Origin of the sequence: Lactobacillus kalixensis DSM 16043 (assembly GCF_001434335.1) — a bacterium.
Taxonomy (GTDB): Bacteria; Bacillota; Bacilli; order Lactobacillales; family Lactobacillaceae; genus Lactobacillus; species Lactobacillus kalixensis.
Genome location: NZ_AZFM01000022.1, coordinates 1 through 26,118, shown reverse-complemented (window position 1 = coordinate 26,118; position 26,118 = coordinate 1). Strand labels below are relative to the sequence as shown.

The following is a 26,118-nucleotide window of genomic DNA, read 5'->3' as shown; positions in this document are numbered from 1 at the left end:
TTTTTTTACAATTCATTAATCTTTAACTTGCTTGATAGTATCAATAATTGTACCGTCACGATATTCAACTAAAGCAACTGTACGATCAGTGTATTCAAGTGGCTTAGGAACTCCAACACGCTCTTCAGCCATCTTTTGCAAATCTTTGATATCAACAATGTTTAAACCTGGAACATTTGAAAATACCTTAACTAAGTCTTCTCTCTTAGGATTAATTGCAATTCCACGTTCAGTTACTAAAACATCAATTGATTCACCTGGAGTAACAACGGTTTCTACACTAGGAACAACTGTAGCATTACGTCCGCGAACAAGCGGTGCAGTAATTATTGTCATTTTAGCACCAGCTGCAGCATCTTGGTGACCACCAATAGCACCACGAATCACACCATCTGAACCAGTCATAACATTAACATTAAAGTTAGTATCAATTTGAAGTGCTGACAAGATAGCAACGTCAAGGTTGTTTACAACAGCACCTTTATTATTAGGATCAGCGTACCAAGAAGCATCAATTTCTTGTTGATCCTTGTTCTTAGCCATTGAAAGAGCAGCACCCTTATCAAAGTCTTGAACATCCATTACTTTGCGTACTAAACCTTCTTCAAGCAAGTCAGTGGTTGGTTTAGTAATACCACCCAAGGCAAATGAAGCAGTGATACCATCTTTAATCATGCTTTCACGAAGATAACGTGTTACAGCTAAGGCAGCACCACCTGAACCTGTTTGGAAGCTAAAGCCTTCTTTGTAGTAAGGTGAATTTACGATTACTTGGTTTACCATTTGAGCAATCTTCAATTCCTTTGGGTCCTTAGTGAAACGAGTAGCACCTGACCCAATCTTGTCTGGATCACCAATTTTATCAACCTTAACAACATAATCAACTTGATCTTGCTTTATTGAAGCTGGAGTATTTGGATATGGCACGATGTTATCAGTCAAAAGAACAACTTTATTAGCATATTGTGCATCCATTAAAGCATAACCTAATGAACCAAAGACAGCATCCCCATCTTGACCATTAGCATTACCAGCAGGATCTGATACTGGAACACCCAAGAAGGCAACATCAATCTTAATTTCTCCTTCTTCAATTGAGCGAGCACGATTACCGTGACTACGGAAAATTACAGGGTTCTTCAAACCACCATGAGAAACAAAGTCACCTAATGAGCCACGCATACCTGATGAAGTGATATTAGTAATAACACCCTTCTTAATAGCTTCAATAATAGTATCGTTCATAACACCAGTTAATGATGAAGGAGCTAAACTTAAGTCTTTATAGCCCATTTCAATGATTAACTTCATAACCTTGTTAAAGGCATAATCACCATTTCTGAAGTGGTGGTGGAATGAAATGGTCATGCCATCTTTCAAGTTATTCTTAATTACATCTTCAAGTGAATCAATAATCTTATCTTGACCTGTAGTAACTCTAACTTTTGGTGCTACTCTTTGTACTTCAGGATGACCAATTTCAGTAGTTTCAAATGGCTTCAAATCCATTTCTTTCATTAAATCGTCTGGTAATTGACGCTCTACCTTATTCTCCAATGTAGTTTCCCTCCTCGTCAATCAAGTGTGATGCTCTAGCAGTCATCAAAACACGGTTAGCCTTTTCAACAACAGGTTTATCAACCATTTTGCCGTTCATTGAAATTACACCTGAGCCTTTGGCCTTAGCTTCACGAATAGCATTTTGAACGTTTTGCGCATTTTCAATTTCTTCTTTGGTTGGGTTGAAGACCTTGTTAACCATTTCAATTTGACGTGGGTTAACAAGTGATTTTCCATCGTAACCTAATTCATGAATGTAGTTAGTTTCGCGATAGAATCCTTCAGTATCTTTCATATTTGAGAAAACAGTGTCAAAGGCATAGACATCAGCCGCACGAGCTGCTTGTAATACCATGTTACGAGCAAATTCAAGTTCACGACCATCTGGATAGCGGTGAGTGTGCATATCTGCAGTATAATCTTCACCTGAAACAGCCAATCCCATCATAAGTGGAGTACTCTCAGCAATTTCTGGAGCATGAAGAACACCCTTAGCACTTTCAATGGCAGCCATCACACCAATTGAACCATGTTCAATGCCAAATTCATCTTCCCAGTGGTCAATATCTTTTACAAGCTTTTGAATCATTGCTGCTGATTCAGTCTTTGGTAAACGAATAACATCTACCCCCGCCTTAACCATTGCCTTAACGTCTTCGTCATAAAATGGCGTGTCTTGACCATTAACTCTAACGACGATTTCGCTACCACCAAAGTCGACAGTCTTAATTGCTTCATAAACAAGCATTCTAGCAGCATCTTTTTCAGTTAATGAAACTGAGTCTTCTAAGTCCAGCATAATTGAGTCTGCGCCATAAATCCCAGCATCCTTAATCATAGCTGGATTATTACCAGGAACAAACATCATGGTTCGACGTAAACGATTTTTTACGTAAGTCATGTTTACAAAACCTCCAATTCTGGTTTATCTGAAGTTTCAGTAGCTCTTTGTGCAGCTGCTAAAGTACGAGCTTTAATCACACAATCCAAAGCACCTTTATCAGTAGCCTTAACCTTGGCATTTTCAAGACCGTATTTCTTTAAAGTATCTGTAATTACTTTTTCAATTTGGTCACCGTATGCTTTCTTAACTTCTGATTCCAAATCGATCTCAATACCATTACTACCTTTAGAAATCATGATTTGAATATCTGAACTTTCAAGTGTTCCAGCAACACCTGTAGTTTTAATTTCCATTAATATTCATTCCCTTCTTTATTCTATCTTGCAATTCATTCTTTTTCTTCTCAATAAAGTCATAAGTTGTCTTTGGTACTAACTTTTTAATTGATTCAATCTCATTATTTGCAATATCCTTACGAACCTCACTCGCAGAAACAATCTGATTATCAATCTCTAAGCGTGGAATAATGATTACTTCAATATCAGGTCCTAATTCATGAGCTAAGGTGACATTGTAGTAATGCGTAGTCATTGATAACGGTTCTTTTCCCAAATATCTTCTTGAGATATTTAGTTTAGGTGCAATTATATTTTTGAAAACACGTGCATCAATTTGAGTTTGTGTTTCAATTAGAGCTTCTGGAGATTTCAAGAAATATGCTGGGAAAGTGGCAGTTGAGACCATATAGTCTGAACCACTAACTACTACGACATTTTTGAGATCTTTCAATCCCTCTTTCACTAATTGCATTCTTTCATTGGTTGTAAACAATGACTTGTCGCTTGCAACAACAAAAACATAAAGCAAATCATTTTCTTGACTTGCTATTTCAACAAGCTTGCGATGTCCTAAAGTGAACGGATTCGCATTCATAACTATCGCACCTACTCGTTTGTTTTCTTGGTCAGCAATTCTTGGTAAAGTTGAAAGATAATCTTGAATATCAGGCATTCCGCTTTCAAGAAAAGCTGCTGTATCGGTGTGAGCCAGCTCAACAAAATTTAAATGTTGAAAACTTTTTGAATACTTTTCTTTTGTAAAGACAAAACTATGAAAAATCTTTTCATTAAATAAATACTGTTGTAAAGCCGTCACAATTTTATTGAAACGAGCACCGGAATGTTCTTCTTCACCATTTACGCCAATATACTTCAGAACGTTACCAGCAATACTACCAGTACCGACCAAATCACCTTCATCATCGACCAAGCCTAAAGTATGATCAATGACTGAAATTTCTCTCTCACTAAAATCGTGCAGCCCCAAACTCTCAAGCAGTTTTTGCCACTTTTCTCGAGTTGCAGGTTCACTTAAATACAAATCAACAACCTTCTCCATTGCCATGCCTCACATTCAAAGTTTGTGCAAAATAAAACAACTTATTCAACATTTATAGTTTACTATCTTTTTTAAATTATTTCAATTTTCGACTTAATTTTTTATATTTTTAAATTTTGTTAGAGCTTTCAAAATAATTTGATCAAAAAAATAAAGATGTAAAGTTAAAAACTTCACATCTTTGAAAATTCTCTTTCTAGATTATTTTATGTTTCTTAAGAAACTCCATAATGATCTCGTGGGCTTTTTCAGGCTGCTCTGCTTGAATTAAGTGTCCACAATCATCAATCACTTCAGTTTCAATCTGATCGTTAATATTCTTAATCGCTTCAGTAAAATGATAATCAAAATAAGGTGAATTTTTACCTGCGATAACAAGCATTGGCACTGGCATAGTCAGAATAATATCGCGCCAGTCTTGTTGAGCATGATCAACTAAACAAAGATAATTTTCTGCTGGATCATATGGAAATTTCTGATATTCTGCTTTTGCATTATTGAACATCTGATCATCAATATGTGCATACGTTGCTTTACCAAAATCAAATTTTAAATATTCCGGATAATTATCCCAATTTAGATCCTTAAAGCCGTAGTTCCAACTATCATCGCTTATCATTTTAGGTGGCTGATCTAAGTCAATCATACAAGACAGTCTTCCTTGACCATATTGACCAAGATAAGCCCAAAAATTAGCTGCCCCCATCGAATTACCAATGCTAATTACATTATGCAAATCTAATTTGTTAAATAACTCAGCTAAATCCGCTGCATGACGCGCAATTCTTTGACCTTGAAAAGTCCTTTGAGACTCACCTTGATTACGAGGATCAAGCATAATGAAGCGAAATTCATCCCCAAAAAGTTCAATCAACTTTTGCCACATCTGAATTGTACCGCCAATTCCGGGAATCCCTACTATTACGGGCTTATCCTCAATACCAGTATCAGTGTAATGCAAGCTGACTCCATCACTAGTCCGAAATTTCATTAGTTTACTTCTTTCTTTTTTCTTTATTTTAACAAAAAATCAGTCCACATCATCAAGTGAACTGATTTTAAATAAATCAAAATTACCAAACACCAATTACTTTCATCCAAAGTGTGCCAATAGTGCCAAAGATGACTAAGTAGACTAAACCTAAAACAAAGTTCATCTTCCACCATTCACCTTGTTTAACATAACCAGTCGTTGCCAAGATTGAAGCAGGACCGTTAGCATAGTGAGTAGTTGATGCGTTGAAGGCACCAGTGAAGGCCAAAAGCATTGCGCTTAATCCTAAAGGTGCACCAGTTGCAACAGCAACTGATAAGAATGGTAAGTATAAAGCTGTCATATGAGCAGTACCACTTGCAAAGAAGTAGTGAGTGTAGAACATAAGTAATACCAATACTGCTAAGACGATTCCCCAGCTAATTCCGTGCAAGCCAGATTGAACAAGTTTAGCAAACCATGAAATGAAGCCGTAAGAAATTAGCTTGCTTGCCATAAACATCAGAATTGAAAGCCAAATTAAGATATTCCATGCCCCAGTTTCTTTCAAAGCATCTTCCATAGTAAGAACACCAGTGATCAAAAGAATAGAAACAGCTAAGAAAGCGATAAAAGTAGCGTCAAATTGTGGAATCTTAAAGAATCCAGATAAAACCCACATAACTAGTGACATGCAGAAAACCGCGGTCATAATCTTTTCAGGCTTAGACATTGGCCCCATTTTTTTCAAACGTTCATCTGCCCACTTTTTAGCATCTGGAGTTTCTTTAATCTCAGGTGGATACATCTTGTAAATGATCCAAGGCACAATAACTGCACATACTGCTACTGGAATAATTGCTGCAAAGAACCAACCAGCCCATGAAATTTCATAATGTTGTTGAGCAGCCATCTGTTGAGCAACCATGTTAGGAGCTGCACCAGTTACAAATAAAGCTGTTGACAAAATATTGGCATGAAAGGCAGTAAAGTCAATGTATGCACCAATCTTTTTTCTAGATGGATCATTTGGTTTTGAATCGTAACCTTCTTTTGCAACTGATTCAACAACTGGCCAAACAACTCCACCCGTACGAGCAGAATTTGATGGAATCAGCGCACCCAATATAACTTCCAAACCAGTAATTGCATAACCAATACCTAATGATTTTTTGCCGAATTTTTCAATCATCCAGTAAGCGATTCTGTTACCAAGACCAGTCTTACTGATACCATGAGCCATAATAAAGGCCATGGCAATCAACCAGGCAGCAGAGTTACCAAATGAACTTAAAACCCCTTGATTAACAACTACGCCTTTATCATTTACTACATCCTTCATTGGTGCTAAACCAACAAGAACTGTTACAACTAATCCTACTAAAGTCGTACCACCAATTGGTAAAGGCTTAGTAATACATCCCACGATCGTTGCAACAAAGACTGCGAACATTTCCCAAGCTTGTGGAGATAAGCCGCTGGGTCTAATTGGCGTTAAGCACCATAATACTATTCCTACTATAATCGGCCAGATAAAGCCCTTATAGTTTACCTTCTCTAGCGTTTTCATTCTTAATTTCTTCCCTTTTAAGGACGATAAATATCGTCGATAATGTCAAATCCCTTATTTTTAAGTGAATCGTCTACCCAGCTCAAATCAACTTTCCCTTGACTGAATAAGACAGCTTTTTCATCATCTTTTTTATGAAAAGCTTGGGCTTTAGGTAAGATTTCAGGTGCATCCTTACGTGGAATACAAATCACACCATCAGGATCACCTAAAATCACATCACCTGGATTGACACTAACGTTGCCGCATGAAACTGGAACATTTAATTCACCAGGTCCTTCTTTATATGGACCACCAGGTGTTGTACTAGTTGCATAAATTGGCAATTTCCAGTTTTGTAAATTATCAATGTCACGGATTGGACCATCAATCACAATTCCTGCAATCTTCTTTTGATCACGAAGATATGACATCATCACTTCACCGATTAATGAACGAGTTGTATCTCCTTCATTATCAATTACAACAACATCCCCTTCATGGCAAAACCGAAGCGCAGCATAGATTGCTAAATTATCTCCAGCTCTAGTATGTACTGTAAAAGCTGGTCCGACCATTTCATGATCTGGAGAAGACATTAATCTAATCCGTGGATTCATTGCACAGTTTCTTTCCATACAGTCAGCCACATTAGAAGCTGGAATACCTTCAAATCCTTTAACTAATTCAGGATCAGGTAATTTTCGCTTTAAATAAATTCTCTTGCCAACAGGCATCTATACTCACCACTAATAAAAATTAATCTAATGATACTCCATCAACTACTTCTTGCATCTTATCTGCTGAGTAGTTCATCTTCTTAAGTTCGTCATCACTAAGTTTAGTTTCGATAACATCGGCGATACCGTTACTGTTAATTACAGCAGGAGTACCTAAGAATAAATCATGGTCAATGCCGTAAAGACCCTTAACAGGTGCTGAGAGTGGTAAAACCATTTCCTTGTTCTCAAGAATTGCTTTACAAATTTGAGTTAACATTTGAGCAACTCCATAGAAAGTAGCGCCTTTATTAGCAATAATCTTGCCACCTTTTTGTCGAACTTCTGTTTGAAGATCATCAAGCACTTCATCAGTAAGTTCTGGGTATGAACGAAGTGGCTTGTCGTCGATAGTAGCTTCATCGAAGTTTTCAAATGAAGTATCACCGTGTTCACCCAAAACATAGGCATTTACATCTCTTACAGTTACACCAACTTTTTTGGCCAAAGCAATCTTAAATCTGGCAGTATCAAGTGAAGTACCAGTACCAATTACACGGTTCTTAGGGAAGCCTGAAAGTTTTTGAGTTAAAGTAGTAAGAATATCTACTGGATTTGCAGAAACAACAAAGATACCCTTGAATCCTGATTCAACAATTGGTTCAATAATACTCTTTAAGATTTGAACGTTCTTATCGACCAGGTCTAAGCGGGTCATACCAGGCTTACGTGCCATACCAGCAGTAATAACAACAATATCAGCATCTTTAGCGTCTGCATATGTACCAGCGTGAATGTTTACTGGCTTATAAAAATTAGTCACATCTTCAAGATCAAGTGAATCACCAACTGGTAATTTTTCAGCCACATCAGTAATTACTAATTCATCAATATCAACATTTTGCAATAAGTCATTAGCAAAAGTTGAACCTACACGACCATCACCAACAAGTAAAACTTTATTACTCATATTAAGATTTCCTTTCATAAAACAACTTGTTCTCGATTACACAAACAATTATACAATAAGCGCTTTCACTTTTTCAATATTTAAAAAGATAAACTTATTTTTTACATTTTTAAATTATCGAAAATGTAACAAAAAACTTATTAAGAGTACCCTTTCTTAAAGATATCGCACTTTCGAAAATTTACAATATTTTATGTTCTTTTTTTCACATAATCATATATTTAACATAATTTTATTTATACAAAACAAAATACTTTTTCTTATTTAATATCTTTTGGGTATAATGTCCCTATTGATGTTCCTAGATTTTTATAATAGAAAGGATTTTTTATGAAAGCAATTCTTACAGTTGTAGGCAAAGACCACACTGGCATCGTTGCAAAAGTTAGTTCTCAATTAGCTAAGGATGAAATTAATATTCTTGATATTTCTCAAACTATAATGGATACAAACTTCGTCATGATGATGTCTGTTGAACTTCCAGAAAATATCAATTTCAAAAAAGTTAGTCAAGAACTAACTAAATTAGGTAATGCGATGAATCTTGAAATCAATTTACGTAATGAAGAATTATTTGACGCAATGCATAGTATTTAGGAGCGCTCGCTTATGGATTCAAAACAAATTTACGAAACAAGCCAAATGCTCTCTAGCGAAAATCTTGATATCAGAACCATTACGATGGGAATTTCGCTTTTAGATTGTATTGATAGCGATAGTGACAGAGCTTGTCAAAAAATTTATGACAAAATCACCACTAAAGCCAGGGATCTAGTTAAAGTTGGTGAGCAAATTGAACTCGAATATGGAATTCCTATTGCTAATAAACGAGTAACCGTCACCCCTATTTCATTAATTGCGGCTGCCTCAAATGATCACGATTACGTTAAGTATGCTAAGACCCTTGATAAAGTTGCACAAGAATTAGGAATCGACTTTATTGGAGGCTTTTCTGCACTTGTTCAAAAAGGCTATCAAAAAGGCGACGAAATTTTGATCAATTCATTACCTCAAGCATTGGCTGAAACTAATTATGTATGTGCTTCAGTTAATGTCGGTTCTACCAAGAGTGGTATCAACATGGATGCAGTCAAGCAAATGGGGAAGGTTATTGTTGAGGGCTCAAAGCTTGATTTCATGACTAATGCCAAACTAGTAGTCTTCTGTAATGCAGTTCAAGATAATCCATTCATGGCTGGGGGCTTTCATGGTGTTGGCGAACCAGATACTGTTATTAACGCAGGTGTTTCAGGACCAGGTGTGGTGAAAGCAGCGCTTGAAAAAGTTAGAGGTGAGCCAATGGATGTAGTTGCCGAAGCTATCAAACAAACTGCCTTCAAGATCACTCGTATGGGACAACTTGTTGGTAGTGTTGCAGCTAAAAAGCTCGGCGTACAAATGGGAATTGTTGACCTATCTCTTGCTCCAACTGCTGCTCCTGGCGATTCAGTTGCTGAAGTCCTTGAAGAAATTGGTCTTTCTCAAGTCGGAACTCATGGTACAACTGCTGCTCTAGCAATGCTTAATGATGCAGTTAAAAAAGGTGGTATTATGGCTTGCAGCCATGTTGGTGGTTTATCTGGTGCTTTCATTCCTGTTTCTGAAGATGCTGGAATGATTGCTGCAGTCGAAAACGGTACGTTAAATATTTCTAAGCTTGATTGAGCGTGGTGGTACAATTCCTGCTCCAATTCACAGCTTTAAAAATTAAAAAACTAGAGATTTTGATAAAGGCTACATTGTGCTTATATCAATTTCTCTAGTTTTTTATTTAATAAGATAATGCTCTCTTCTTGTTAGCTTTCCAATGATTATAAAAACTGCTTTGTGACATTACTTCTGCTTTTCCTGTCCACGGATTATTGTAGTGAATTCGTTTATTTGCATCAAAACCAGTCAAAGTAATGGCATGATTAACAAAGCCATTCATATTTGCTATCCACACAACAACTAAATGTTGCCGAATCAGTTGATTATGTAAAGCCTTAATTGAACAACCAGTCATAATCTTTGCCTTACCTAAATTCTTTCTAACTACTGGTGCAATTCCACTGGATAGACCCACCAACCAGTTTTCTTATAAGGACTGCCAACAAAGCCATAATTTCCATTACTGCTACGTGGAGTTTCATTAGCAACAGTAAATTTAGAAACTGACTTACCAGCATAATTAATCATCATTGTGACTGCGGTCATTTCACATCCTGTAGGCAGCTGAGGTAATTGACTAATTACCTTAGCTGGATTCCTAACGCCGACAATTTTACCTGTCTTAGTTGTTTGATAATATGCTTTTTTGTATTTGAAATAACCCTTTATTGCTTTATTGTTTTTATAGATGTAATAATTACGATTTTTCTTATTATAATGCAGCCCATCTTTGATCTTTTTGCTGGTATTCTTAGTTATATTAGTTTTCGTGCTACTTTGGTCAGAATTTGGACTACTTGTTTGAACATTATTTTGATTACTACTTTCTTCTTTTGCCTGATCATTTGTAGTAGAAGAATTATTGTCATTTGTTTGAGTAGTATTCTGTGTCTGGTCAGGATTAACATCATCAGCCTTTACATAGCTATTCTGCAGCATTAAGAAACCACAAAGTAGTGCAACAGAAACTACAATTTTTCTTTTTTTATTCATTTTTTCTCCTTCAAAATCCTTATTTTCATCATTTTCATCTTAACTTTTCTCTAAATAATTGTAAATATCATTGCCTTTTCGGTGACACGGCGTCATTATAGCTGATAAAATATAATCAAAAAGTTTTCGAATCAGACCCCGAAAGTGAGACAAAAGTAATGAATAGATATATTTATCACTCAATAAAATTTATCGCCTTAGGTGAACTTTTTGGTTTAGTCTTTTCTCTATTTTTTAATTATCTATATGGCAATTTTATTTACATGCCCTCTACAAATTTATTGCAAGAAGAATTTTCCCGTCGACCACTTAATGGAATGCTCTTCAGTGTGATTATTTGGGCTTTAATGGGACTTCTATTTGGTTGGGGAGCTTCAATTTTTGAAATTCAGCGTTGGTCCTTAACAAAGCAAACGTTAATTAACTTTTCAATCTATTATATTGGATTCACTGCTCTAGCAATCCTTGCGTCTTGGTTTCCGCTTAGCCTACCACATTTATTATTGTTTAGTTCAATTTTTACCATTATCTACGCAGTAATCTGGTTAATTACCTACTTTTTATCAAGAAAAAAAGCTGAGAACTAGTTACTATACAGAATTTGTATACCCCTATAAATAATTGTCAATATTCAAATCAATAAAGAAAACATACAATATGAATATCGAATTGATAAATTGACAAATAAAGGAGCTTAATTTATGAAAGTTACAATTCTCGCAGCAAATGGACAAATTGCACATTTAGTAGAAAATGAAATTTTAACCAATCCAGAATACAAAGATGTTGAATTAAGTTTAATGCTCAGAAACAAAAATCGCTTAAATGATTTAGCAGACGATCCTCGCGTCACCTTATTTGAAGGTGACTTGAACAAGCTTGACGATGTTGTAGCTGCTACCAAAGATGCAGATTTAGTTTGGTCAGCAGTTGTCGATCACGATGCACAAAATCGTCCAACTAAGAATGTAATTGAAGCAGCTAAGCAAAATGGCTTCAAGCGTTACATCAACACTAGTCTCCTCGGCATTTATGACGAAGTTTCTGGTGCTTTTGGTAAGTGGAACCGTGATACTTGCTTTAATGGTGATCCAACCGGCTCAGCTCCAACAGTTGCTGATGAAATGCTTGAAAAGTCTGATTTAGACAACACTACTCTGCGTTTACCATGGCTTAATGATCGCGATGAAGTTAAATATAAGCTGACTCATAGACATGACACTTACTACGGTGTATCTGGCTCACGTAAGAGTATGGCAGATGTAGTTCTCAAGATTATTGCAGACCCTAGTTTTGCTTCTAATGACTCATTGGGTATTGCCGATCCTGATACTGAAGGTTCAGACCGTCCTGTATACTAATTGTTTTAACCCTAACTATTCTTGCTAAAAAAGGAACTCACAATGAGTGGGTTCCCTTTTTAATACTTAAAATCACAGCTATCTAAATGATCATTTATTAACCCGACTGCTTGCAGAAAAGAATACATCGTAGTCGGTCCAACAAATTTAAAGCCAATTTTCTTTAACTGAACTGAAAGTTTTTTAGATAATAGTGTTTGATGCTGGAATATCAGATATTTCTTGCGGATGATTGACAATAATTTCAGGAATAGCTTCTTGTAAAATCTGTTTAAGATTTGTTCCTGACTGTTCTAGTTTTACTAAAACCTGAGCATTATTAATTGCCGCATTGATTTTTAACTTATTGCGTACAATTCCTTCATCATTCATCAATCTCTCAAAATCTGTCTGATCAAACTTTGCTACCTGATAATAATCAAAATCTGCAAAGGCTTTTCGAAAATTTTCACGTTTTTTCAAAATAGTAGTCCACGACAGACCAGACTGAAAAGATTCTAATACCAGCATCTCATAAAGGTACTTATTATCTAAATTTAACTTTCCCCACTCTTCATCATGATATTGACGATAAAGCGGATCTAAGTTACTATTTCCCCAATTACAGCGATTAGTCATTTTAAACCTCTATTTCCTAATTTATTTTGTATACGCAGTAAAATGTAATTTTCCATTAATATATTCGCCTAAGAAAATATCGTTAATTCCATCATAACCTGCAGATTCAACCTGTTGTTCAAGCCATGCTTCACTTTTGTGAATTAATTCTAAGACATCTGTATTTACTTGACCATCACTGATAATTGGGAAGCGAATATTTGCTTCATCATTTTCAATAATTGTTAATTGACCATTTTGTTCAAAGATACAGTTCTTAACCTTTTCGACTGAATAAATTCCACTACTTCTTAACTTAAACATTAATTCATTTGCGGAAATCCCAGCTCGCATACAATTATCAACTAAAACTTTACCATTTTTAATTACCTGTACCGGTTTGCCATCAACTATATTTCGAATCCATCTATTATGATCACGGCTAAATTTCAGGATAAAGACTACTAAAGTCCATACAATTAAAACTAGGAAAAATTGGAATACAGTAATGCTGGGATTATAAATCAAACCACCTATGATTCCACCCAGAACATAATTTTGGAGTTGGTCTAAAGCAGTCGTTGGTGCTAAATTCGTTTTACCAAAAACATTGATTTGAATAATTAAAGTTAAGATACCCAGGGCAAATTTGATAAAAAGTTGTGTATAGTCTAGTTGCATTTTAGTTTCTCACATCCACTTCGTGATTAATTACGTGTGCTTCGGTTAATGAATAGGTATTACGATCATCATTTAAATTAAGTTGATAGTCAACATCCTTAGAATCAATTCTGACAATCATCCCATTATTTAAAGTTGTTGAACTAACCAAAACATCGGATTCCTTTACATTTTCATCCTTAGCCACAGATTTAATAAATGGAATAATTTGCGAGGAATATGATTTCTGCATATTATTTTGTGTGTAGCGCTCATACCTTGTCCCGGCAAATAAACACAAAAATAGGAGCGCGATGATCCCCAAATCTCGATAACGCGTAGCAAATCGATTGCGTAGATAAAGGATAGCAAAGATAATCATCGCTAAAGCAGTGATTAATGATAATATAATCAGAACGGTCTGATCATCATTTTGATGATTCTGAATGTAGTTGATTGTATAAAATGTCATCAGTAACCCTCCTTTTCGATATTTTAGCAAATCAAAAAGACTAATTTCGATACTTACTTCAAAATTAGTCTTCTTTATTTATAAGTAAAATTTTATTTTCTAATCTTCTTAGCCATTTGCATCCCTGCTTGACGACCAAAAATTACAGTTTCAGCGATGGAGTTACCACCAATTCTATTATTTCCGTGAAGCCCACCTGATACTTCACCAGCAGCATATAAACCATCAATAATACTACCGTTAGTATCAAGTACTTCCGTTTCGGGCGTAACATGAATACCACCCATAGTGTAGTGAATTGCTGGGTGAACGTGAATTGCAAAGAATGGTCCTTTTTCAATTCCACGTTCCATACCAGTTGTTCTGCCAAAGTCAGTATCTTTCTTTTGAGCAACTTCTGAATTCCACTTAGCAATAGTCTCATTCAAGTTAGCTGCGTTGACACCAATCGTTTCCGCTAATTCATCAAGGGTAGCACCATGTTCTACCAAGCCGACATGATCATAGAATTCAATTGCCTTGAAGTGATCTCGAATACCTTGATCAAAAATAAGGTAAGCACCGTCTTCATTTAATCCGGTAATTGCATTAGATACAATCTTACGAGTATTTAATTCGTTTACAAAGCGCTTACCAGCTTTATTAACCAGAATAGCACCTTCACCTCTAACGCCTTCACCGATCAAGAAAGTATGATCAGTATCAGTTTGAGCAGTTGGATGAACTTGGATAAAGTTCATTTGCATTAATTGTGCATCAACTGCTTCTGCAAGCTTTAAGCCATCACCTGTAGCACCTGGTTGATTAGTCGTCTTATAATCAACTAGGTCTGGACGATACTTCTTGATAATATCCTTTGAAGCACCAAAACCCCCACTTGCAAGTAAAACAGCCTTGGCATGAACAGTCTTAGTACCAGCTTTAGTTTCAACTTCGACTCCATCAATTGCTTTTTCGTCATTTTGTAAAAGCTTGATCACTTTAGCATCATTAAAGACATGAATCCCTTCCTTTTCGATTTGCTTAAGTAAGCCAGTTACTAAGTACCCACCAACTGGAGCCATTGAAGCTGGGCGGTGAGCACGCTTCTTGCTCATACCTCCAGTAATGGTTAAATCAGTCAATTCAATTCCATGTTCCATAAGCCAATCAATTGCAATTGCAGAATGATCAACAAAATAACGAAGCATATCGCGATCATTAAGAAGACCGCCACCTTTTAAAGTTTCCTTATAGAAATCTTCTTTATTATCAATTATGCCTTCTTGTAATTGAACCAAACTTTCTGAAGCATTCATCCCTGACGAAGCACGAGTTGTATTACCACCAAGTTGTTCATTTTTTTCAAAAACTGCAACTTTAAGACCTAATTCATGGGCTTGAAGTGCAGCAGTTAAACCAGTACCACCAGCACCAATAATAACTGCATCATAGCTATCTGCAATTTCATCAGCTGTGTTTGGCGTAAAAATAAATTTTGCCATTTCTTCTCCTATTCTTCTGGATCGTCCTTATCAACATTAGTCATTTGCATATAGTCCATCCACTCATCATATTGTTCTTCGGTAACTTTACCACTCTTAAGAGCAGCTTCACGTAAAGTAGTACCTTCCTTATCAGCTGTTTGTGCAATCTTTGCAGCTGCGTGGTAACCAATATGAGGAGATAATGCGGTAACTGTCATCAATGAATTTTCAAGTAAATCGTCCATTCTTTCTTCGTTAACAGTTAAGCCATGAATCATTCTATCAGCAAAGCCGGTAATTGTACCAGTTAAAATATCACAAGAATCAAGGAATGAAGCAATCATTACTGTCTTAAAGACATTCATTTCGAAATTACCTTGTGAAGCAGCAAAAGTAATTGTAGTGTCATTACCAAATACTTTTGTGGCAGCCATTGTTACAGCTTCTGCTTGAGTTGGGTTAACCTTACCAGGCATAATTGATGAACCTGGTTCATTTGCAGGGATATTCAATTCGCCATAACCTGCTCTTGGACCTGAAGCCAAGAATCTAATATCTTGAGCGATCTTGAACATATCTGCAGCTAAAGTCTTAAGCGCACCATGAACAACATCAAGACCTGAATGGTGAGCTAAGCCCCAGAATTTATTTGTCTTAACTTCAAACTTATGACCATAAACTTCTGATAACTTGCCTGCAATCTTCTCAGTCATGCCTGGTGCAGCGTTTAAACCAGTACCAACAGCAGTACCACCAATAGCTAATTCATAAAGAGTTGGCTTTAATTCTTGAATGTATGACAAATCATGCTTAAGAGCTGAAATGTATCCTGATAATTCTTGACCAAATGTTAATGGAGTTGCGTCTTGTAAGTGAGTACGACCAACTTTAACAGTCTTCCAGTATTTCTTTTCCTTAATAACCAATTCGTCAATTAAGTGTTGAACTGCTGGTTCAAGCTTGTCCAAGGCTTCAACTGCAACGATGTTCATAGCAGTTGGGTATGTGTCGTTTGAAGATTGACCACGGTTAACATCATCGTTTGGTAAAATATCTAAACCTGGATGTAACTTATTTGCCAAGTTAGCCACAACTTCATTAACGTTCATGTTACTTTGTGTACCTGAACCAGTTTGCAACACATGAAGTGGAAAATCTTTACGCAATTGAACATCATCTAAAGCTAAAAGATGGTCAATTGCATCTTCAATTGCTTCACCTTTTTCCTTTGGCTCATCCCCGACTTCTACATTACTTTGTGCAGCAGCTTTCTTTAAGTGTAAGAATGCACGAATAATTGCCAAAGGCATTAGTTCACCACTTGGGAAATTGTTTCTACTTCTTTCTGTTTGTGGACCCCATAAAGCATCTTTTGGAATCTTGACAGGACCAATAGTATCACTTTCAATACGATAATCTTGTTCACTCATAGTATTTTTCTCCTTAATAAAATAGAAACTTTAATTCAACTTTTATGATACCTGTAAGAGCTTTCTTTTTCAATAATTTTAAAAAGCTAATTAATTTTTGAAAAATAAAAACTATTCCTTCTAAATTCAAGGAATAGTAGTTAATTCTTATCTAGATTGATGGTTCATTCTCTTAGCGAAAAAGTCGCCAATAACTTGAACAATAAAGATCAAAATGATCACAAGAATAGTTGCCACCCAAGTAACATCATTGTTAAATCGGTTGTAACCATATGAAATAGCAGTGTTACCAAGGCCACCTGCACCAATTGCTCCAGCCATTGCTGTCAAACCAATCAAACTAATGACAGTTACAGTAGAAACACGAATCAATTCAGAACGGGATTCTCTTAAATAGACATCAAAGATAATATCACTAACTGTTGCTCCCAAACTTTCAGCAGCTTCGATTTTACCCGGATCAACACTTTCAAGAGCAACTTGAACTTGACGAGCGTAGAATGGGAAAACACCTAAAGTCAAAGGTACTAAAGCTGCTTTCATCCCAATTTGTGTACCAACAATCTTTTGGGTAACAGGGGCTATAAATGCCAATAAAATTACAAATGGAATAGCTCTAAAAATTGAAACTAATTTATCACAAACATTGAACCAGAATTTATTTGGCCGAATTCCGTCTTCTTTTGTTAAAACAAGAATCACACCGAAAATAATCCCTAGGATGCCGCCAAAGATCGCTGACCAGAAAGTCATAAAGAGAGTTTGGAAAATACTTGTGCCCCAGCCAGTATCTCCACCCCAGCCTAGTTGAACTACATTTGGTGCAATTTTTTCAAACCAACTAATCATATAATCTCCCCTTTTCATCTAATCTAGTCAATGTAACATCTTGTTTGTTTAAGAACTCTTGAGCCTGTTTTTGTTTTTCTGGATCTCCCTTGACTTCAACCACCAATGTACCAATTGCCTCACCATTCAAAAGTTCAACGTTACCATAAAGCATGCTGGCTTCAACGCCTATTTCCTTGTAAAGTTCAATAATGATTGACTTAGTCACATTAGCAATACTATAAACTAATTGGTAAACAGCCTTATTATCACCTAGAGTACCCAAGTTAAGTGATTCCAAAGTTGAAATAGTCTCAAGAGACCCGCCAACAAAGCGCTTAGTTAATTCTTCCTTTGGATGCAAGAAAATCTGCTTCAAATCTCCCTTTTCGATAATGACACCATGTTCCATCACAGCAACTTTAGTACAAATTCGCTTAACTGCATCCATTTCGTGAGTAATCAAGATTACTGTTAATCTCAACTTTTGATTTAAACTCTTGAGTAGATCGAGAATTTGCACAGTATTTTGTGGGTCAAGGGCACTAGTTGCTTCATCAGAGATTAAAATATCTGGTTTATTAGCTAAAGCTCGTGCAATTGCCACTCTTTGTTGTTGACCACCAGACAATTCTGCTGGATAAAAATCCGCTTTATCTTTCAAATCAACTAAATCCAGTAACTCCAACGTTCTTTTTTCTAATTCATCGTCGGACAACTTACTGTGCTTTAAGGCAAATGCGACATTATCAAAGACGGTTGTTTCATTCAAAAGATTAAAATGCTGGAAGATCATTCCGATTTTGCGACGTTCTAATTGTAAATCTTTATTACTAATAACCTGTTTGCCGTCTTTAATAAACTGAGTACCGTTAATTTCAATACTTCCACTTGTTGGTTTTTGGAGCAAATTAACAGTTCTAACTAAAGTAGATTTACCAGCTCCAGAAAAACCAACTACACCATAGATATCACCTTTTTCAACTTGAAGGTCAACATCTTGAACAGCCTTAACTACATTTCCTTTTTTCTGTTTAAAATCGACAGTAACATTTTCTAAATTAATGATACTCATGTGGTTAACCTCCTATTTCAACTTAACATCCCATGCAGCAATCTGACTTCTGCCATAATATTTTTGGTATAACTTTTTAGTTTGTGCAGTTTGGTATGCTCGAACTACATCTTGGTAGATTTTCTTATTTTTATTATTTGTTGTAGAGCAAATGATATTAATCCATTGTTGTGAATCTTTATTAACTGGTTCAATGTAGATTGTTTGTTTATCAGTTAAACCTGCGGGACCAGCATAATCGTTGTTAACAACGGCTGCATCAACTGATGATAAAACTCGACCAGTCTGTTCAGTAGCAACTTCTTTAATCTTCAGGTTATTCGGATTTGAAGTAATATCAGCTACAGTAACTAACTTCTCACCTTTTCTCAACTTAATCAAACCAGCATTCTTTAAAACAAGAAGTGCTCTTGATTCATTAGTCGCGTCGTTTGGAATTGCAATAGTTGCACCATCTGGCAATTCGCTTAACTTGTGATACTTACGTGAGTATAAACGAATTGGTGCAATATAGGTTCTACCAATTGCACTGACGCCTCCACCATTTGCACTATTCCAGGATTTTAAAAAAGCATAGTGTTGAAAAGCATTCAAATCTACATCTCCAGATTTTAAAGCTTTATTTGGTTGATTATAGTCAGTAAAGTTTTTGGTTTTGATAATAATGCCATATTTTTCTTTAGCAGTTTTAGCTACGCTTCTCCAAATAGCAGCTTCCTGTTTACTTTCACCAACTACACCAACTGTTACGATCTTATTTTTCGTTTGATTATTGGAGCTCAGTCCTGGTCCAAAGCTAAACCAGCCTGCAACAACAATAATTGCAGCAATAATACTCCAGATTATTGTTGTTTTTCTCCGTCTATTTCTCATAAAACTCCCCCTAGAAAATTGTAATAAAAAAGCACTCATCCCTAATCAAAAGGACGAGTGCTCGCGTTACCACCTTTAATTTGTCCATTATTCACATAATAGACCTCAGTGACTATCAAAAAATAGTCTGCATTGCTAACGGATGCAAAGCCGCTACTAGCTAAATCTCACCAGTAGGCATCACTTCAAGCCCATCTTCATTAATATTCGCTTACTGACTTTCACCAACCATCAGCTCTCTTTACTAGCCACTAATATTAATTACTCTGCTTTTCAAGATGCTTAATTCGTTTTGTTGTAAATAATTTATCATTTACATTTAATTGTGTCAACTATATTTTAATATTTATTTTATTTAATTTGATCACGACCACGTTTATAACTGTCATGAAGATCTGCAAAAGTCATTGCCTTCCCTTTTTGATCAAAGACAACTAAAACTTCTGCCACTCCATCCATAATCCGTGATAGCCATCTGAAAATTGTTGTAGCCGCACAGAATAAAACAGCCAACATAAAAATCGAACGTGGCTTGAGCATGTTTAGAGCAAATAGTTTGTTCAAGAAAATAATTGATAAAACAATACCAAGAACTGACAAAAGCATAACTATAAATCTAAACTTGTTCATTGGTGCAGATATATGATACATCACCATGAAACCTACTAAGATCAAAAGCATTGTTGCAGTAGTCCCAACTTGTCCGTGATCTAGATTGATATACTCACCAGCAACCACTAAAATTGCAACAGCTAACCAATCAGTAATTCCTCCTGGAAATGCTTTTGCTAACACACTTGGAATGAACTTCCCACGAATGCGGTTGTGATTACTTTCAAGCGCTAAAAGAAATGATGGTAACCCAATTGTGAAAGCAGAAATCAAAGTGATTTGAGAGGGTTGTAATGGATAATTAATTGTCATTACCAATGAGAAGATTGCCATCAAGAATGAGAAAATGTTTTTAACTAAGAATAAACTAGCAGATCTTTGAATGTTATTAACCACTCGGCGACCTTCATTTACAACTTCTGGCATTCTAGCAAAGTTGGAATCAAGTAAAACTACTTGTGACGCCTGAACAGCTGCACTGTTACCTGAAGCCATAGCAATGGAACAATCAGCCTTCTTCATTGCCAATATATCATTAACACCGTCGCCTGTCATGGCAACGGTATTGCCTAAATCTTGCAGGGCTGTAACAAATTTTCGCTTTTGATCTGGTTTTACTCTGCCAAATACCTGATAATTCTTAACTGCTTCTTCATATTCACCGTCTTTAATCGTTTGAGCATCAATATATTTGTCAGCACCTTTAATTCCAGCTTGCGCTGCCACTCTTGAAACAGTTACTGGATTATCACCTGAAATAACTTTTATTTCAACCCCCTGTTTGCCAAAGTACTCAAAAGTTGCTTTTGCTTCTTTTCTAATTGGGTTAGAAAGCAAAATATAGCCTAAAGGTTGAACTTCTTCATTTAGTGTGGAATTTTCTTCATTTAACGCTTGAGCATATTGCGCAACAATTAAAACACGATAGCCTTCTGCTGCATAAAATTCAAATTCATCTTTATATTGATCAAATTGATCTCTAAGAACCATTTCTGGTGCACCAATGATTATTGTTTCATTGTTGAAAACAACACCTGAATACTTATTAACTGAAGTAAACGGAACAATTGCACTTGCTTGTTTAACACCATTTTTGAAATAATCATGAATGGCCTTCATTGTTTCATTATCAGCAGGCATATTTTTAGCAAAATCAGCGATAAGCTGATGTAATTGGTCTTCACTCATTTTGCTAGCTTTAGACACAACTGCCTTCTCAACCGCCATCTTAGGTTCCGTAATTGTACCTGTTTTATCAACACAAAGAACATTAACCCGAGCTAAAGTTTCAACGCTCTTCATATCGTGAAGCATTACTTCTTGTCGAGCTAGTCTAGTTGCTGATAATGCCAATGCAATCGTTGTTAAAAGATATAGCCCTTCTGGAATCATCCCGATTAAAGCAGCTTCCATTGAAACAATGCTGCGTTTTAAGCCAATATCATTAAAAAAGTAAGCTTGCACAAATAAGGCAATTCCAAGTGGAATAATGATTACCCCAACCCACTTAATCAATTTGTTAATCGAGCGAACCATTTCAGATTGTTCAATGCTGGACATGGCTTTAGCTTCCATAGTTAAGCGAGAAATATATGAATCTTTTCCGACTTTCTCTAAAACCGCATAGACAGTCCCCGATACAACAAAAGAGCCCGACATTAATTCGTCGCCTTTTTTCTTTAAAATTTCATCGGATTCCCCTGTCAAAAGAGACTCGTTAACATGGACTTCACCTGATATTACGCGAGCATCTGCTGGAATTTGGTCACCCGTTTTCAAAACAACGATATCGTCTTTAACTAGTTTTTCAATCGGAACCTTTACTTCTTCACTATTGCGAAGTGCAGTAACTTCCACCGCATTCATCACATTTAACTTACTCAAGACGCGCTTAGCTCTAATTTCTTGAATAATCCCAATAATGGTATTCAGAATAATTACTGGCAAAAAAGTTAAGTCATTATATGCACCAACAAAAATCAGTAGTACTGCTAAAACAGCAAAAATTAAGTTGAAGTATGTAAAGATATTTTCCCGAATAATTTGACTATTTGTTTTAAATTGGTCATCAATAGCTTTATTGATCTGCCCGTTTTTAATCCTTTGATCAACTTCAGCAGAAGATAAGCCTGTTAGATTCGTTTTTTCTGACATATTGTTCCCTCAAAATTCATTTTAATGAATATTATAACTACTAAAAAAAATCCCGCCAAGATGACAGGATTCATTTTTATATTCTCTTATAAGTTAAGAAAGAATAATCATATTTATTTTTTGTATCAGCGTTAAAATCTTCTCTTTGAACTAGTTCAAACTGTTCATAGTTGATTTCAGGCATAAAAGTATCAACTTTAAAAGAATGATATATTTCCGTCTTTTCTAAAACATCAACTTGATTTTTCAAAAAATTAAAAATTGAAACTCCACCAATTGCACAAATTTCTTCATCCTTATGAGCATCCAAATATTCCTGAATTTCTTGCATATTAGCAAAAATTAAAACTTGATCATTTTGTGAGTACTCAACCTTTAATTTTTTATCATGTGTTAAGATTAAATGCTTTCTACCTGGCAACAGATGAGGCAAACTTGCAAAAGTCTTTCTTCCCATTAAGATTGGATGTCCCATCGTTTTTTCTTTAAAATGATGCAAATCCGCTGGCAAATGCCATGGCAAGTGTCCATCTAGCCCAATACCGTGATTTTCATCTTCTGCCCAAACAAAACTAATCATACTTTACCTCTAAACAGCAACCGGAGCTTTTATTGTACCGTGGTGCATATAATCTATCACTTTAATATCATTCATCTGAAAATCTTTGATAAGTTCTTTCTCTGGATTGAGCCAAAGTTTGGGAGCATTATATGGCTTGCGTGACAATAGTTCCTTTACTTGATCAAAGTGGTTGCGATAAATATGAGCATCGCCTAAAGTATGAATAAATTCACCCGCTTCAAGACCTGTTTCTCGGGCAATCATATTAAGAAGCAGTGCATATGATGCAATGTTGAATGGTACACCTAAGAACATGTCACCACTTCTTTGATAAAGTTGAACACTAATTTTGCCATCGACTACATAAAACTGAAACATTACGTGACACGGTGGCAAAGCACTTGTTGGCACATCTTCCGGATTCCACGCAGTAACAATCATTCTTCGTGAGTCTGGTGTTTCCTTGATTTGTTTAATCACATCCGCAATTTGGTCAATAAATCCACCATCACGCTTTTGCCAATGACGCCATTGCGCACCATATACGTCACCTAAGTTTCCAAATTTTTCAGCAAAAGCTCTATCATCAAGAATTCTTTGATCAAATTTCTTCATTTCTGATTGATATAATTTATTAAACTCAGGATCACTTTGACTGCGTAAACCAAAATCAGTCATATCTGGGCCTTGATACTCATCACTAATTATCCAATTCTTAAAAGCCCACTCATCCCAGATATGATTGTTGTGCTCTAATAAAAAGCGGATATTTGTATCACCACGCAAGAACCATAAAAGCTCGCTTTTAATTAAGCCAAAGGGAACTTTTTTAGTTGTTAATAAAGGAAAACCTTGTGACAAATCAAAACGCATTTGTGCACCAAAATAACTTCTAGTGCCTGTACCAGTACGATCGCTCTTGTCATGTCCTTCAGTCATAATTTTATTTAAAAGATCCAAATACGGTTGTTCAAGAACTGCCATTTTTTACACACCTTTCAAGATATTACTTCGTTTACGATATCATATATCTGGTGCCTTTCATAATACAAACCACAAGATTTGGTATTTTAAACAAAATAAAAAAGATGAACTATGTCATCTTTTATATCATCTAATCTTTCTTAAATTCGCCTTTGTGTCTTGCTAAGTATGCAATTGCTGCAGCGATTAGTACCAAAGCACCAGCGATAACCGAAATTCTCGTATCGGGATTAATGAACATGAAGATTACAATTACAACTAACATTGCAAATGCAAAATAATTTGAAAATGGATATAATGGCAACTTAAATGGATGATCTTTTAATAACTCAGGATTATGTCTTCTAAAACGTAATTCAGCAAGCAAGATCACAAACCACGGAATCATTCCTGGTAAAACGGATGAACTAAAGACGATAACGAATAAGTCTGAAGCTGAATGATTAAAGTTTGATGCAATAACATTCAAAATAAAACCAATGAAAATACCAGTCGAGATTCCCATAATTGCACGATCTGGCACAATTCTTTTTGAAATATGACGGAAAACCTTTGGTGCATCCCCATCATGTGACAACTTAAATAGCATTCTACTTGATGAATAAATCCCTGAGTTGGCACCTGACAATGCTGCTGTTAAAACAACAAAGTTGATTATTGAAGCAGCTGCAGTGATCCCCACTTTGGCAAAAGTTGTTACAAATGGTGAACCAATTGAATCCAATTTATTCCATGGATAAATAGTAACAATTACAAAAATCGCACCCACGTAGAAGATTAAGATTCTAAGAAGAACTGACTTAACACTCTTAACGATCGCTTCTTGAGGATTTGCTACTTCACCTGCAGAAATCCCTAATAATTCGATCCCTTCATATGAACCAACAATGATTGACATTGAGAAGAAGAAGCCTTTAAAACCGCCAGTAAAGAAGCCGCCATGAGCCCAAAGATTACTAAACCCAGTAGGCTTGCCACCATTTCCAACGCCAAAGAAAATTACAATGAAACCTAAAATAATCATCAAGATAATCGTAACTACTTTGATCATCGCAAACCAAAATTCAAGCGAAGCATAAGCCTTAGCACTTGCCAAATTAGCTAACAATAAGAATAGAATAATAATTATCCCAGACCATAGAACACTAACATTGGGCCACCAATACTTCAGATATTCTGTAGCTGCTACTACTTCTGACATCCCAACAACAATATATTCAAAAACGTTTGCCCACTCAGCCATGTATCCAGCAATTGGATGAACATACTCAGTTGCATAATCAGCAAATGACCCTGTCCCTGGATTGACATAGAGCATTTCGCCCAGTGCACGCATGACAATATATAAAATTAAACCAACAAACATGTATGCTAGCAAAACGGAAGGTCCAGTCCATTTGATTGTAGAGCTGGAACCCATGAACAGCCCAACTCCGATTGCCCCACCAAGGGAAATCATTTCCATTTGTCCAGCAGACATTGTTCTACTTAATTGCGGAGCTTTATGTTTTTTACTCATTTTTACACCAACTTTTTTCATGCATTAAAAAATCCATCCCCTTCAGATGCATTTCATTTGATTTTATATAAATATGCAGTATTTGGCAACGAGTTTTTAATTGGAAAGGCAAAATAAAAGAGATCAATTTCCTCAAAAGAACTGATCTCTCAAATTGCTAAAAATATCTGCTGGCAGATGCTGAAGCAAAAGACCGACAAACTAGCAGCTCCAATTACATCAGATGGATAATGTGCCTTTAAGCTTAGTCTTGAAATAATGACCATCACCCAAATACAAATTAATGCAATAGTAAAGATTACACCGAATTGTTTACTAAAGAGCTGAATTAATATCAACACCATAGTTGTAGTTCCAAGAACATGACCGCTTGGAAAACTATAGCCTGATTCTAGCTCTGAACTCATAATCGGTCGCTTGCGCTTAATCGATTTTTTCAACAAAATTCCTACAATATCAGTAAAGCCCAAGGTTCCAAGAACCCACAATGCCGTCATAATGCGATTTTGATCTATCAATGCACTTGCAAGCAAAACTGCCCAGACAACCATCAGTTTCGGGTCATTTAAGAAGGCAATGACTTGCCATTTAAAGCCATCGCGCTGTTTGACCAGCTTATGATGAAGCCAATGATCAAAAAGATTGAATCGACGTGAAGTTTTTATATTAAAAATTAAAATGAGTAAGATAGTCGCTGCAAGAAATGTGACTACTAAACTATTCATATTACTCCAATTCCCTATAAAAATATTATTGCTTTCAATATTTTAGCAGCATTGAAATAAATTAGCGCCGATCTTGATTAAAACTTAATAATCTGAAACTTGAAAGCTAAGATTCATGCTCTTTTCGCATGTTTCCTGGCTTTT

The 26,118-nt window shown here is 35.9% G+C and carries 25 protein-coding genes, 2 pseudogenes and 1 other annotated feature; of the genes and pseudogenes, 4 read left to right on the top strand and 23 right to left on the bottom strand.

Features of this window, described 5'->3' with window-relative positions:
• Positions 1-15 precede the first annotated feature (15 nt).
• The 8 genes from citF to FC46_RS06890 form a co-directional block, all read right to left on the bottom strand.
• On the bottom strand, positions 16-1,557 hold the full coding sequence (gene citF / locus FC46_RS06925) for a citrate lyase subunit alpha (protein WP_157046801.1): 1,542 nt from the start codon (positions 1,555-1,557) through the stop codon (positions 16-18).
• Positions 1,547-2,461 (bottom strand): citrate (pro-3S)-lyase subunit beta, encoded by a 915-nt coding sequence (gene citE / locus FC46_RS06920; RefSeq protein ID WP_057799156.1) that lies wholly within the window; start codon positions 2,459-2,461, stop codon positions 1,547-1,549. The genes citF and citE overlap by 11 nt, the downstream gene beginning before the upstream one ends.
• A gap of 2 nt (positions 2,462-2,463) precedes the next feature.
• Positions 2,464-2,757 (bottom strand): citrate lyase acyl carrier protein, encoded by a 294-nt coding sequence (citD, locus tag FC46_RS06915; RefSeq protein ID WP_057799154.1) that lies wholly within the window; start codon positions 2,755-2,757, stop codon positions 2,464-2,466.
• Complete coding sequence (gene citC / locus FC46_RS06910) at positions 2,747-3,802, bottom strand: [citrate (pro-3S)-lyase] ligase (protein ID WP_057799153.1); 1,056 nt, start codon at positions 3,800-3,802, stop codon at positions 2,747-2,749. Before citC ends, citD begins: the two co-directional genes overlap by 11 nt.
• A 196-nt stretch (positions 3,803-3,998) precedes the next feature.
• Positions 3,999-4,793 carry an alpha/beta fold hydrolase gene (locus FC46_RS06905; protein WP_057799151.1) on the bottom strand — a complete coding sequence of 265 codons (795 nt, stop codon included), beginning with the start codon at positions 4,791-4,793 and terminating at the stop codon, positions 3,999-4,001.
• 82 nt (positions 4,794-4,875) lie between these two features.
• Complete coding sequence (locus FC46_RS06900) at positions 4,876-6,345, bottom strand: DASS family sodium-coupled anion symporter (RefSeq protein WP_057799149.1); 1,470 nt, start codon at positions 6,343-6,345, stop codon at positions 4,876-4,878.
• 17 nt (positions 6,346-6,362) lie between these two features.
• The gene (locus FC46_RS06895) at positions 6,363-7,061 is read right to left on the bottom strand and encodes an RraA family protein (RefSeq protein WP_057799147.1); all 699 of its coding nucleotides are present in this window, start codon (positions 7,059-7,061) and stop codon (positions 6,363-6,365) included.
• Between the two features lie 22 nt (positions 7,062-7,083).
• Positions 7,084-8,013 (bottom strand): L-lactate dehydrogenase, encoded by a 930-nt coding sequence (locus tag FC46_RS06890; protein WP_057799145.1) that lies wholly within the window; start codon positions 8,011-8,013, stop codon positions 7,084-7,086.
• Positions 8,014-8,343: 330 nt separating this feature from the next.
• Between FC46_RS06890 and FC46_RS06885 the strand changes: the two genes are divergently transcribed.
• Positions 8,344-8,610: an ACT domain-containing protein gene (locus tag FC46_RS06885; protein WP_057799142.1), complete on the top strand. Its 267-nt coding sequence runs from the start codon at positions 8,344-8,346 to the stop codon at positions 8,608-8,610.
• A 12-nt stretch (positions 8,611-8,622) separates the two neighbouring features.
• Positions 8,623-9,675 (top strand): annotated as a pseudogene (locus tag FC46_RS06880) (PFL family protein); the annotation flags it as partial.
• Positions 9,676-9,784: 109 nt separating this feature from the next.
• Here the strand turns inward: FC46_RS06880 and FC46_RS10350 are convergent.
• Positions 9,785-10,078, bottom strand: a complete 294-nt coding sequence (locus tag FC46_RS10350; RefSeq protein ID WP_269079431.1) for a papain-like cysteine protease family protein — start codon at positions 10,076-10,078, stop codon at positions 9,785-9,787.
• Positions 10,048-10,656: a C39 family peptidase gene (locus FC46_RS10420; protein ID WP_057799138.1), complete on the bottom strand. Its 609-nt coding sequence runs from the start codon at positions 10,654-10,656 to the stop codon at positions 10,048-10,050. Before FC46_RS10420 ends, FC46_RS10350 begins: the two co-directional genes overlap by 31 nt.
• Before the next feature lie 158 nt (positions 10,657-10,814).
• Here FC46_RS10420 and FC46_RS06865 point away from each other — a divergent pair, with 158 nt between their 5' ends.
• Positions 10,815-11,243, top strand: coding sequence for a DUF3021 domain-containing protein (locus FC46_RS06865; protein ID WP_057799136.1), 429 nt, complete (start codon positions 10,815-10,817; stop codon positions 11,241-11,243).
• Positions 11,244-11,357: 114 nt separating this feature from the next.
• Complete coding sequence (locus FC46_RS06860) at positions 11,358-12,017, top strand: NAD(P)H-binding protein (RefSeq protein WP_057799134.1); 660 nt, start codon at positions 11,358-11,360, stop codon at positions 12,015-12,017.
• A gap of 59 nt (positions 12,018-12,076) precedes the next feature.
• Here the strand turns inward: FC46_RS06860 and FC46_RS06855 are convergent.
• From FC46_RS06855 to FC46_RS06795, 13 genes and pseudogenes are all read right to left on the bottom strand, one after another.
• Positions 12,077-12,635, bottom strand: a pseudogene (locus tag FC46_RS06855) (DNA-3-methyladenine glycosylase I).
• Between the two features lie 21 nt (positions 12,636-12,656).
• Positions 12,657-13,295 carry a DUF421 domain-containing protein gene (locus tag FC46_RS06850; protein WP_057799133.1) on the bottom strand — a complete coding sequence of 213 codons (639 nt, stop codon included), beginning with the start codon at positions 13,293-13,295 and terminating at the stop codon, positions 12,657-12,659.
• Position 13,296: 1 nt separating this feature from the next.
• On the bottom strand, positions 13,297-13,746 hold the full coding sequence (locus FC46_RS06845) for a DUF3290 domain-containing protein (protein ID WP_057799131.1): 450 nt from the start codon (positions 13,744-13,746) through the stop codon (positions 13,297-13,299).
• Positions 13,747-13,838: 92 nt separating this feature from the next.
• Positions 13,839-15,230 carry a flavocytochrome c gene (locus tag FC46_RS06840; protein ID WP_057799129.1) on the bottom strand — a complete coding sequence of 464 codons (1,392 nt, stop codon included), beginning with the start codon at positions 15,228-15,230 and terminating at the stop codon, positions 13,839-13,841.
• An 8-nt stretch (positions 15,231-15,238) separates the two neighbouring features.
• On the bottom strand, positions 15,239-16,642 hold the full coding sequence (locus tag FC46_RS06835; protein ID WP_057799127.1) for a class II fumarate hydratase: 1,404 nt from the start codon (positions 16,640-16,642) through the stop codon (positions 15,239-15,241).
• Positions 16,643-16,789: 147 nt separating this feature from the next.
• On the bottom strand, positions 16,790-17,491 hold the full coding sequence (locus FC46_RS06830; RefSeq protein WP_057799125.1) for a methionine ABC transporter permease: 702 nt from the start codon (positions 17,489-17,491) through the stop codon (positions 16,790-16,792).
• Positions 17,484-18,545 carry a methionine ABC transporter ATP-binding protein gene (locus FC46_RS06825; protein WP_057799124.1) on the bottom strand — a complete coding sequence of 354 codons (1,062 nt, stop codon included), beginning with the start codon at positions 18,543-18,545 and terminating at the stop codon, positions 17,484-17,486. Before FC46_RS06825 ends, FC46_RS06830 begins: the two co-directional genes overlap by 8 nt.
• A 12-nt stretch (positions 18,546-18,557) precedes the next feature.
• Complete coding sequence (locus FC46_RS06820) at positions 18,558-19,418, bottom strand: MetQ/NlpA family ABC transporter substrate-binding protein (protein ID WP_057799122.1); 861 nt, start codon at positions 19,416-19,418, stop codon at positions 18,558-18,560.
• Positions 19,419-19,464: 46 nt separating this feature from the next.
• Positions 19,465-19,704 (bottom strand) — a binding site (T-box leader).
• 65 nt (positions 19,705-19,769) lie between these two features.
• Positions 19,770-22,184, bottom strand: coding sequence for a cation-translocating P-type ATPase (locus tag FC46_RS06815; protein ID WP_057799119.1), 2,415 nt, complete (start codon positions 22,182-22,184; stop codon positions 19,770-19,772).
• Positions 22,185-22,260: 76 nt separating this feature from the next.
• Entirely contained in the window at positions 22,261-22,764 is a 504-nt protein-coding gene (locus tag FC46_RS06810) for a dihydrofolate reductase (RefSeq protein WP_057799118.1), read from the bottom strand.
• A gap of 9 nt (positions 22,765-22,773) precedes the next feature.
• Positions 22,774-23,730, bottom strand: coding sequence for a thymidylate synthase (locus tag FC46_RS06805; protein ID WP_057799116.1), 957 nt, complete (start codon positions 23,728-23,730; stop codon positions 22,774-22,776).
• A 130-nt stretch (positions 23,731-23,860) separates the two neighbouring features.
• Entirely contained in the window at positions 23,861-25,249 is a 1,389-nt protein-coding gene (locus tag FC46_RS06800; RefSeq protein WP_057799166.1) for an amino acid permease, read from the bottom strand.
• Between the two features lie 149 nt (positions 25,250-25,398).
• A complete protein-coding gene (locus FC46_RS06795; RefSeq protein ID WP_057799114.1) occupies positions 25,399-25,974 on the bottom strand; it encodes a phosphatase PAP2 family protein in 576 nt (191 codons plus the stop codon).
• Positions 25,975-26,118 lie beyond the last annotated feature (144 nt).